The sequence below is a fragment of the Myxococcus vastator genome (assembly GCF_010894475.1).
Classification (GTDB): domain Bacteria; phylum Myxococcota; class Myxococcia; order Myxococcales; family Myxococcaceae; genus Myxococcus; species Myxococcus vastator.
Genome location: NZ_JAAIYB010000675.1, coordinates 1 through 3165, shown reverse-complemented (window position 1 = coordinate 3165; position 3165 = coordinate 1). Strand labels below are relative to the sequence as shown.

Here is a 3165-nt window from a genome sequence, read left to right as displayed (position 1 = left end):
GGCCGGGGAGGGCGGCGGACGAGCTCGCGTGGCGCGGACCTGCGCTACAACCTGGAAATCACCTTCGAGGAGGCGGCCTTCGGCTGCCGGCCCAAGGTGACCATTCCCCGGCCGAAGAAGTGCGACACCTGCTCCGGCTCCGGCAGCAAGAGCAACACCGGGCCCCGGCCCTGCTCGGCGTGCGGTGGCAGCGGGGAGCTGCGCTACACCCAGGGCTTCTTCGCGGTGTCCCGGCCCTGCGGTGACTGCGGCGGCACGGGCGCGGTGGTGCCGGACCCGTGCACGCGCTGCAAGGGCTCCGGGAAGGTGCCCTCCGAGGAGGTCATCGAGGTGGCCATCCCCGGCGGCGTGGACAACGGCACGCGCGTGCGGCTGTCCGGCATGGGTGAGCCGGGCGACCGGGGCGGTCCTCCGGGTGACCTCTACGTCACCGTCATCGTGAAGGAGCACCCGCTCTTCCAGCGCGAGGAGTACGAGGTCTTCTGCGAGGTGCCCATCTCCTTCACGCAGGCGGCGCTGGGCGCGAAAATCGACGTCCCCACGCTGGACGGGAAGGTGAAGATGACCATCCCCAGCGGCACCCAGTCCGGGAAGGTGTTCCGGCTCAAGGGCAAGGGCATCCCCCACCTGCACAGCCAGCAGCGGGGAGACCAGCATGTGCGCGTCGTGGTGGAGACGCCCACCGAGCTGTCGTCGAAGCAGCGTGAGCTGCTGGAGCGGTTCGCGGAGGCCTCCGGCGAGGAGTCGCATCCGCAGTCGAAGAGCTTCTTCGGCAAGGTGAAGGAGCTGTTCGGCTGACGACGGTTGCGGGCGCGGGGCCGCGAAGGCGCGGCCACCGTGCCGCGCCTGCCGGGCAGGCGGGCGCCGCGGCGCGGCGGGCCGCCGTGGGCACGGGCACTGCAAAACAGCGGATCCTGGCAGTGGAATCTTCCCCCCGCTCGGGTGTCGACGGGGGCGCACCCCACTGCTATGCACGCCCCTGCCATGGATGTCCTGCCCACCTTGCGCCGCTCGCTCGTCATCGCCCTGGCCCTGCTGCTGACGGCCTGCCCTCGGTCCACCCGCACGCCCTCCGGAGGTGACACCGGCGGGGACCTGCCTTCGGGAGACCCGTTCCCCACGCGTCCTTCGGTGGAGGCGAAGAAGGACCCCGCCGCCGACGCGGCGCTGGCGCAGGCGTCCCAGACGGCCGGCGCCACCCCGGACAAGAAGAAGGCCGCGGAGGCCTACCTGTCGGTGCGCAAGGCGTATCCCGCCACCACCGCGGGCCAGGACGCGCTGTATCAGGCCGGCGTCCTCTTCTTCGAATCCAAGGACTTCGTCAACGCGCGCAAGAGCTTCAACGAGCTGCTCTTCGAGAACCCGCTCTACGCGCGCGCGGACGACGCCAAGCGCAAGCTGGCCGTCTCCGCGATGGAGGTGGGCGCCTACCGCGACGCGTATCAGACGCTCTCCAGCCTCGCCGAGCGCGCCAGCGGCGCCGAGCGCACCCAGCTGCTCAACGAGGCCGCCCGCGCCGCCGAGGGCGCCGGCCTCTACGAGCAGGCGCTGCGGATGGCGGTGGACGAGGCGGGCCAGGCCCAGGGCGCGCAGGCGCAGGCCGCCGCGGTGGCCAAGGTGGAGGCGCTGGTGGAGGGCCGCGCGGGCTTCGCGGACATCGCCCGCGTGGCGGAGGGCCTGTCGCCGTCCAACCCGGCGTGGCCCGTCATCACCTTCAAGCTGGCGCGCGTCTACTACCACCTGCGTGACTGGACGCGGCTGGAGGAGACGCTGAACCGCTTCCTCGCCCAGGCGCCCGGCCACGCCTTCGCGCCGCAGGCGCGCGAGCTGCTGGCCCGCGCCACGCGCCGGGTGGAGGCCCGCCCGCGCACGGTGGGCGTGCTGCTGCCCATGACGGGCCGCTACCAGCCCATTGGCGAGGCCGTGCTGCGCGGCATCCAGCTGGGACTGGAAGGCAGCGGCGTGGAGTTGGTGGTGAAGGACACGCAGGGCGACGTCAACAAGACGGGCCAGGCCATGGAGCAGCTGGCCTTCGACGACGGCGCCATCGCCGTGCTGGGGCCCCTGCTGGCGGACGACTCGAAGCGCGCGGCGCTGGTGGCCGAGGAGCTCCAGGTGCCGCTGCTGACCATGAGCCGTCAGGACGGCATCACCGAGCTGGGCGGCTACATCTTCCGCAACATGCTCACCAACGCGGCGCAGGCGGAGGCCATCGCCGACTACGCGATGAACGTGAAGGGCTACAAGCGCTTCGCGCTGCTGTACCCGAACATCCCTTACGGTGTCGAACTGGCGGATGCCTTCTGGGACCAGGTGGTGGCGCGGGGCGGCGGCGTGCGCGGGGCGGAGCGCTACTCGCACGACCAGACGACCTTCACCACCGAGGCCAAGAAGCTGGTGGGCCGCTACTACCTGGATGACCGCGGCGACTACATCGAAGGCGTGCGCGACGTGCAGGGGGAGAAGCTGGACGCCTTCCGCCGCCGCAAGGCGATGGAGAAGGTGAAGAGCGGCGTGGAGCCCATCATCGACTTCGACGCCATCTTCATGCCGGACGACTGGCGCCGCGTCAGCCTGGTGGCGCCCGCGCTGGCGGTGGAGGACATCGTCACCAACGCGTGTGACCCGCGCGACTTGGAGCGCATCCGCAAGACGACGGGCAAGCGGGAGCTGAAGACGGTGACGCTCTTCGGCGCCAACCAGTGGAGCAGCCCCAAGGGCCGCTCGGGGCTGCCGGAGTTGGTGGAGCGCGGCGGCAAGTTCGTCACCTGCTCGGTGTACGTGGACGGCTTCTTCGTGGACTCGCAGCGCCCGGCCACGCGCCGCTTCGTGCAGCAGTACCGCGAGGCCTACCGGGCGGAGACGGGCAGGGACCCGGGTCTGCTGGAGGCCATTGGCTACGACTCCGGCCGGATGTTGCGGCAGCTCATGGCGCAGAAGGATGCGCCGCGCACACGCGCGCAGATGCGTGACGCGATGGCCAACCTGAAGGACTTCGACGGAGCCACCGGGCGCACGTCCTTCAACGAGAAGCGCGAGGCGGTGAAGCAGCTGTTCCTGCTGTCCATCGACAACAAGGGCGTCAAGGAAATCAACGTCGAGCAGGAGCGGCAGAAGGCCGCCTCGGCGTCAGGAGGCTCTGGGACATGAAGTTCGCGAGGGGGG

Annotated in this window: 2 protein-coding genes; both read left to right on the top strand. The window is 70.8% G+C overall.

Translation table 11 applies throughout. The features are described from left to right. A partial coding sequence (dnaJ, locus tag G4D87_RS35910; RefSeq protein WP_163787287.1) for a molecular chaperone DnaJ occupies window positions 1-798 on the top strand: 798 nt, incomplete at its 5' end. 186 nt (window positions 799-984) lie between these two features. Then, the gene (locus tag G4D87_RS35905; RefSeq protein WP_205507861.1) at window positions 985-3150 is read left to right on the top strand and encodes a penicillin-binding protein activator; all 2166 of its coding nucleotides are present in this window, start codon (window positions 985-987) and stop codon (window positions 3148-3150) included. Window positions 3151-3165: the final 15 nt, after the last annotated feature.